The sequence below is a fragment of the Candidatus Methanodesulfokora washburnensis genome (assembly GCF_003947435.1).
GTDB classification, from domain to species: Archaea; Korarchaeota; Korarchaeia; order Korarchaeales; family Korarchaeaceae; genus Methanodesulfokora; species Methanodesulfokora washburnensis.
The window spans coordinates 19,962-27,180 of sequence record NZ_RCOS01000081.1; the positions used below are offsets into that span (position 1 = coordinate 19,962).

The 7,219-nt window shown below is 42.5% G+C and carries 8 protein-coding genes; 4 read left to right on the plus strand and 4 right to left on the minus strand.

The features are described 5' to 3' along the window. The first annotated feature begins 18 nt into the window (after positions 1–18). The 3 genes from D6D85_RS06825 to crn3 are packed head-to-tail and all read left to right on the plus strand — an operon-like array spanning position 19 to position 3,016. A complete protein-coding gene (locus D6D85_RS06825; protein ID WP_125671325.1) occupies positions 19–1,083 on the plus strand; it encodes a hypothetical protein in 1,065 nt (354 codons plus the stop codon). Then, positions 1,070–2,335, plus strand: a complete 1,266-nt coding sequence (locus tag D6D85_RS06830) for a hypothetical protein (protein WP_125671326.1) — start codon at positions 1,070–1,072, stop codon at positions 2,333–2,335. The genes D6D85_RS06825 and D6D85_RS06830 overlap by 14 nt, the downstream gene beginning before the upstream one ends. A 27-nt stretch (positions 2,336–2,362) precedes the next feature. Beyond that, positions 2,363–3,016 (plus strand): CRISPR-associated ring nuclease Crn3/Csx3, encoded by a 654-nt coding sequence (gene crn3 / locus D6D85_RS16235; protein ID WP_161969732.1) that lies wholly within the window; start codon positions 2,363–2,365, stop codon positions 3,014–3,016. Positions 3,017–3,247: 231 nt separating this feature from the next. Here crn3 and D6D85_RS06840 read toward each other — a convergent pair whose 3' ends face one another. After that, positions 3,248–4,117, minus strand: a complete 870-nt coding sequence (locus tag D6D85_RS06840) for a hypothetical protein (RefSeq protein ID WP_125671327.1) — start codon at positions 4,115–4,117, stop codon at positions 3,248–3,250. Between the two features lie 213 nt (positions 4,118–4,330). Beyond that, the gene (locus D6D85_RS06845) at positions 4,331–4,651 is read right to left on the minus strand and encodes a hypothetical protein (RefSeq protein ID WP_125671328.1); all 321 of its coding nucleotides are present in this window, start codon (positions 4,649–4,651) and stop codon (positions 4,331–4,333) included. A gap of 419 nt (positions 4,652–5,070) precedes the next feature. Between D6D85_RS06845 and D6D85_RS06850 the strand changes: the two genes are divergently transcribed. Continuing rightward, positions 5,071–5,475: a hypothetical protein gene (locus D6D85_RS06850; RefSeq protein WP_237558780.1), complete on the plus strand. Its 405-nt coding sequence runs from the start codon at positions 5,071–5,073 to the stop codon at positions 5,473–5,475. A gap of 200 nt (positions 5,476–5,675) precedes the next feature. On the opposite strand, the gene D6D85_RS06855 is transcribed toward D6D85_RS06850, so the two are convergent. After that, positions 5,676–6,164, minus strand: a complete 489-nt coding sequence (locus tag D6D85_RS06855) for a retropepsin-like aspartic protease (protein WP_161969733.1) — start codon at positions 6,162–6,164, stop codon at positions 5,676–5,678. Between the two features lie 134 nt (positions 6,165–6,298). Continuing rightward, positions 6,299–6,730: a PaREP1 family protein gene (locus tag D6D85_RS06860; protein WP_161969734.1), complete on the minus strand. Its 432-nt coding sequence runs from the start codon at positions 6,728–6,730 to the stop codon at positions 6,299–6,301. Positions 6,731–7,219 lie beyond the last annotated feature (489 nt).

Consider the following 7,219-nt stretch of genomic DNA (forward strand, 5'->3'; position numbering starts at 1 on the left):
ATTGTCCTCTTGTGTAGTATGTCCTGTGATATATTGAGAAATGCCTATCTTGAGCCTTCTTTTATCGTGTACTATCCCGATATAGTTTACACAAATCCTCGTATTGCTGAAATAGACATTCTTCTTTTGCTTAATGGAGGTTACATCTGCATTGAGTTGAAAAAAGACCCACAGGAATCTCCAAAGGATTCATTAAAGTTTTTCTCAAATGGCTTGGGATCTCAGGCTGTGCTTTACATAAGTAGTAAACCTCTAGGCCCTGAGGTAACATCAGGAGTAGGAATTCTTAATCCTCTTATCATCTCTCGTGATAATTTTCCCTTCGAGGAGAAATTAAAGAAATGGAGGGAGTATCTGACAAAATTCTTCGAAGAAAGACATAAGTTTTTCTCTATCGACAACTTTTTGTGCGCTCTCATTCTTTATGGATCCCCAGAAATATGCAATTTACTCCTGTCTGAGAAGGGGGATTCTGATTCTATAGTACCATTTGATAGGCCTAAAGAGCTAAATGGCCTCATCAGACATAGAATCTCCCTGATAAAATATGTAAAGGGACTTGCACCTTCCCCTGAGAATTATATCGATAAGATTGTTGAAAATGATAAGATAGAAAGTGCAAAGAATGGAAAACTCGTGGTCCTTATTCCCATCATAAGTCCTTCCCTTCTTAATAAGGTAGCGGAATCTATAAAAAATCTGGGGAAATCTACTGAAATAGTCCTTCTCTGTACAGATAGAAGCTCCGATAATTGTAAAATGATAGAATGTGAGTTAATGAAAAAAGGTTTGGGGAAGTTAAAGACGGATTCTGTAAAAATTGAAGAATGGAGTTCTAGGGCAGTGGAGGAAGCCTCAGGGGGAGGTACTATTCTGCTAGCCGGGGAGATCCCGAAAAATGTCCTGATAGAGCTCGTGAATAAGATCCATGAGAAAGAAGGTGGGAGCATAGAACTTGCTTCCCTGTTATGGAGGCCAGTTCCTAAGAATAAATTTGGAGAGGAACTCAAAGAGGTCATTGAGGGAAAGAAATGCGATTTTGGATTAAGGGAGGATGTAAATCTTGTGTTTGTCCGGCTCTGATGTCCAAGCTAGTCTATGCCTCAGGATGAGGGGAGACTTCAAGCCAAGAGGTGAGGGAAGAATAGCGGGTACCCTTTCAGATCCATGGAAAATCTGGACATTTCTTACAACACATGGAATGTGGTGTCAGGGCATAAAATCTAAAAAGATGGATCTCTCCATAGATCTTCTAACAGGAGGAACCACGCTCCTTATATCTCATGAGAAGGATGATTATCGCTTGATAAAAGCAATAGAATCGGTACCTCTCTTCCACCTGGCAGTTGATGCTTTAGTTACAACTAAGGAAGAGGGAGAATATACTTCTTGGGGAATCCACTCAAAGATAAAAAATGGAGAGATAAAAGCTGTGAACTGCAGAAAAATACTGGAAGTGACCCCCCTCACTTTTCATGCAGCCACAAGCGGTATTCATAGAGTTGGACTCTACTATAGGATAATGGCATTTCAGCAGTCTCTGAGCAGGCGTATAGCTCAAGCCCTATCCCTCCATGACGATATACCTCCTCCTTATGAGGTATTCTCTGTAGAGGAGGGGCAGGAGATCTGCGGATCTCTCGCTGCTCTTCTATCTGGTATTATGAAGTGGGGAAGAGTAGATGTAAGAGTGATCAGAGAAGAACTCACAACGTCCGTAATTAAGTCCCCAAATGAGGAGGTACTGAAAGGTGTGAAAAAGCTTCTCAGGAACTTAGGGGAGGATGTCCTTCCCGATATAATTTGGAATCGTGGTAAAGGACCTCTCTTGAGCTTTAACATATTTTCTAATATTAAAGATATTCAACTTGAAAAATCATTAGAATATATTAATGAGATTTCTCTTGGAAGGCTTGCATGCTATGATGGACTTGCAGAAAAATTTGTAAAGGAAGAGTTTGACCTCGCTATCGATTTTTCCGAGCAAATGGGTCCATGTGATGTTTATCTCCTTCTTCTTATCCTTAAAGAAAGAGGAATTCTTGAGAAGTGCAGAAAAATGTGGCTTATAGGAACTCCTCTTACATATCCGGCAGCAATGTACTCCCTTCTCTATCTTAGGCAGATTCAAAAACTTCCCTTATCAAGACTTGTCCTCTCTAGTGAAGATCCTGCCTTCTCCGAGATTGTTGCTGAACGCATAAGCTCTGAAGGCGAAAAGATCATTTATATAGCAGCAGGGCCTGCATCCCACGTTCTATCTTTCTATAAAACCCTCCTAGAAAAGAAAGGGAAAGAAAACGTGAGAGCTATTCCACTAAGCCCTCATAAATGATTTTAAATAAGTACTTCAGCAACCTCTATGCCTGTTGAGTTCAGCTTAAGTGGAGATAAAGTTCAGCTTCTCGAGTTCATAATAAGAAAGGAAGTTCTTGAGCCGAAAGATCTTCCTCTCATAAAACCCCCCGATGTGGATCCATCAAAGCCCCTTATAATCAGCGGAAGAGGGCCTCACTGGCTTTACCAGTTCCTCGTCCACAGATATCATTTCTGCAGGATTCTCGCTACATTTGAGCCTAGAATGGGAAAGGGTGTTATAGTGGAATCTCCTTCCTCAGAGGAAATAGGGATGAGCCTTGATACCGATGGAAAAATCTCAGAGCAGAGAATTGGGGCAGAGGGTAGTCTTTATCTGGATATTTTAAAGCTCAGTAACTTTCAGCTAGCTTATGTCAAGGTGGAGGGATCATTTGCTGAGCCATTGAAAATGAGGGAAGTGGAGTGGAACAAGCTCAGGGACAGCGTTGATCAGGAGAAGCCTGTCATATTCTATGGAATGGCGCCCATATGGCTGGGAGCTAGAACAGCCGCTGTCCTTAGCAATGTCCCATGCTGGTATGCTGTATACGATCCCAGAATAGGTGGAGCTGTGGTCACAGCAAGGCACTCCCCTAAGGCACCCGATGTGGGATCTGTCGTTAGAACAGAGCTGAAAATCGTAGAAAACAAAGAATGATCAAATAAATTCATTTCTTCAATCCCCTTTACATTGGACACAATGCTATCTTAAGTGAGATGTTTACAGCATCTTTAGGAGCTACCAAATTTAACTCTATTACTGAGGGGAAATTATTATAAGAGGCGATTTGGTTGCTGTTATGGAAACTAAAGCATGCAGAAGCCCTTCGGAAGGCAATTTATTTAAATCGCATAAATTCATGTGAGAAATTATCTAAAACTTTACTGCTCAACTAACTTCCTCAATCACCATTGGTGTCAGATCCCTCTTTCGCCTCAATATCCACACTTTTCTGTTTCTAGCAGATTCCACAGCATCAGGAACTGCGTAATCAGTGTATATTACCTTTATGATCTTCTTTCTCAGAAGGTCCGGCCTCTCATGTTTTATGAGCTCTATTTTATCGAGGAGCTCGTCAATCAACTTTGTGCCCAGCCTCACTGTGGCTTCTCCAACAACGCAGATGTCATTCACAGCCCCGTATATGTTTACCTCTCTTTCGTCGATGAAAACCCTGTCAAGCTCTATATCGATGTTCAGATCCCTCTTTATCCTGTGTTTTATCACGCTTCTGGCCTCATCCTCAACTGTCAGTGTGAGCCTGTCCAAGGTTGTGCGGATATCCCCCACGTCCTTCTTCAATGTACTCACATCCTTCTTCAACGTGCTCATGTCGCTTTTCAGTATGCTCACATCACTCTTTAAAGTGTCCACATCGCTCTTCAGCATGCTCACATCGCTCTTTAAAGTGCTAATGTCACTTTTCAACGTGCTCACATCACTTTTCAGCGTGCTAACATCCTCCTTCAGTGTACTCACATCACTTTTCAATACACTGACATCGCTCTTTAAAGTGCCCACATCACTTTTCAGCACACTGACATCACTTTTTAAAGTGCTCATATCGCTTTTTGAAGTGTTAAAATCCTCCCTCAGGGATCTTACCTCCTCCCAAAGCTTTACCATACTCTCTTCCAGTGAGTCAAGCCTCTTCAGTATCTCACCAATGCCAAGATAGCCTGCAACTGCGTATCTAAACTCCTTGTCCTCATCAAGGGATTTCAGAAATCTCTTCTTCTCCTCAGCGGATAAAACCATCAAGATTAATGGAAAAAGCCATTTAAAAATTTTATGCATGTGCATCATTAAAGCTGAGTCGATGAGACGTATTAGTGGTTTGACATTCTTCTTGCAGTGCCTGATGCTGGAGGTTTCCGTGGAAAGGGAAAAAAAGAGTAACACGGGATATCAGGTGGAGCTGAATCGCAATATGGCTCTGCTATCGAATTTCGAAAGAACTCCAAATATATCTCAGCTTTCTGTTCCTATAACTTTCTTTCCCAGCGTGGAGATCCTCCCCAAAAGTCTCTTGGCTTCCTCCTTTGATTTCATTGATCTCTTCTCAACAACCTCCTCGACAAGCTTGTCCACGCTTCCTCCCTCATCCATGAACTTCTTGGCTATCATCACATAGCTTAGGATGGAGACCAGCTTCTCATCGATAACGCTTTTCAGCATAAGCTTTATGGGATCTCCCTCCTTATTCGCTATGTAATCCAGGATGGCTCTGGTCTCCTCTATCAGCTTTACGGCCTTATCCAAAGCATCTCTTGCCTGATCCCTCGTAGCCATATCCCTCACCTCCCGAATGCTTTGGTATCCGCTTGGGGAAGAATATAAATACAAAGAGGAAGATATTACACAATTTATATACTACCTCTGTATTTGGAATAAAGATAGTATTCCTTAGGTAACAATTCTGTTACCGTCGAGATACTCCACGCTCTAAAGTTAATGCCTCCAGCTTTATCGTCTCATTATTGCAGATTCCTTGGATGCATGCTGAATTCTGTCACTATTGCATAGCTGAGAACAAGATAAGCAGGAATATCAATAATCTCAATATGGCATTGAAAGATGACTCAGAAGAGAGCTTCTTAGGATTCAGTTTTTCAAAAGTTTCCTTTCTCGAGGCAAGCGTAGAAAATAGCTCTTCATAATCCCTACTTTTCAAGGAAATAGTTGTGGAAAGGTTTACAAGAGAGGATTCAATGGAGTTTTTGTCTAGGGGATTTGCAGAGGAGGGACTCCATCCGCCAATTGGGGTGTTGGAGAAAGCTGTGGAGCTTTTTGATGGAATTGTCGGTTGGCTCACCCTCTACGGCCGGAGCTATGTTGATGGATTGACTGACCTAGAGAAGTTAAAGGATGTGGCTGTCGACATGGCTTTAGAGGAGCTGAATAAGCTCAGTGAAAGGGAGAAGATCATTCTTAAGGCAATAGCTGCTGGCTCTGATTCTTGGAGCAAGGTTAGAAGATATATAGCTGAGCGTAAAGGGGTAATTTTTCCGAAGGCCACTCTCACAAGGACTATAAAGAAGCTCGAAAAACTCAGCTTGATAAGGGATTATGAGTTCCTTGATCCTGTTTACAAACTGGCAGCATCGCGGCTTTAGAAAACTGCAGAGGAAATAGGAGGGAACCTCAGAGGATTAAGGATCACTTGAGAAGCTCCTACAAAGGTTTTAACAAAATTTATGCGCTGATATAATCATCTATAGGAACGAAAAGGGGTTGACTGGCAGCCTTTTTCCAATCGATGCCTCATGCTAGGTGAACCAGAGATATAAGGATCCGCAATAACGGCGATAATTTTTTATTCCTCGATCTTCTCGGGATGGTCCAATCGAGGGTAAACGCCCGCTAGGAAATTATGGTGCATGGCATTATCGCTCGCTGAAAGCAGAAATGCCTCCACCTTCCTAAGCCTTCCTGTTGTTGTGTCCGGTAGAAAGCCCGCTAGCTCAACTGTTGTAAGTCCTATGATGACTGAGTCATCTACATTGAGCTTCCTCAGAGTGCTTTTCACTTCCTCGCTCAGCTTTACCATGAGAGCCTTCTCGTAATCCAAGATCTCGCCCTCTATATCCAACTCCTTTATTATAATGACCTCGCCCTCAAGCTTATGCCCAGTGGCACTAACCAGAGACTTCCTCCTGTTTGTGCGCATGATGCCAATAACCTCTGCTATATCCTCATCAACAACGCTCATAGCAGCTCCTGTATCTACTAGAGCAGTGCACTCCTTGGATCCCCTAAGCCCTCTTAACACAACTTTAGCTCTCACAATACTCAAGAAAGTCACCAAAAACATAGCTCTCGAGGATTTAAAAACTTAAGGTCGCTCAGTAGGGCCACATTATTCACCTGTGTCAACTCCACAGCTAACTTCTATCAAGTTTATAGTTAAATAATCTTTCATTTTCTGTTTTAACCGCTCTAGTGTTGTTTAGCAGTTATCACCTGCCTCATATAGTTTAACAGCCATTTTACATGTTCCACATCCTCTTCTATGTCCTCTATGCTGTATTTTCCTTCATGAAATCCCCACACATGTATATCATATGCCACAGCCCATACACATTCTATCTTCGGCTCTTTCAGAATCTTTGACAGCCTTCTCGATGTCTTTCCCAGCAGCTGGATCCACCATCTTCCCTCTTTAACTGCGATCTGATGTTCCAAATTATAGTATTGTGCTAAGGCCTTTATGCACTCCTCCACAACCTTGTAGAGCTTCTCGGATCCTTGTACGGCATCCCCCCTTTTCAATATGCTCCTCAGCCTCCTTAAGGTATTTTCTGCAAGCTCAACACGGGCTTCAACAACAGTTTTGGGATCTATCTCAAGTATAGAAGCTATGAGATCCACTAAACTTAACTCTCTCCTATTGATCTCTTCAAAAACCTCTCAGGAATATAGACCGATGTAGACATATCTTGACATAACCTGTTTCCCTTATATAAATTTTGCAATAAATCGACAGTCTGTTGATGGGCTTTCTGTTGATTGTGACAGGATCTCCTCATTTTGCGGGAGATTTCATATCTCTGGAAAGGATTAGCTTATTAAGAGCTCACAATAAGGATAAGGGGATTCCGGAAGGTTTTTCTAAGGCTTTCAGCCTTCGGATATTCTGTACACAACTTCAGTTCCGTAGAGCTGAAGTGAAACCGTGGGATGAATTGCCGATAAGCTTAAATACAAGCCCATGATAGTTGTGTTGAGCGTGTCGCTCGGATGTGGCTCGGATGTCCAAAGGCTGGAATAAGGCTCCGGGCTGAAAAGGGGGAGAAGTTCCAGCAAAGCGGGCTATGGGCTATATGCCCATGGCAGGGGCTGGTGGGGCATCATGCCCTG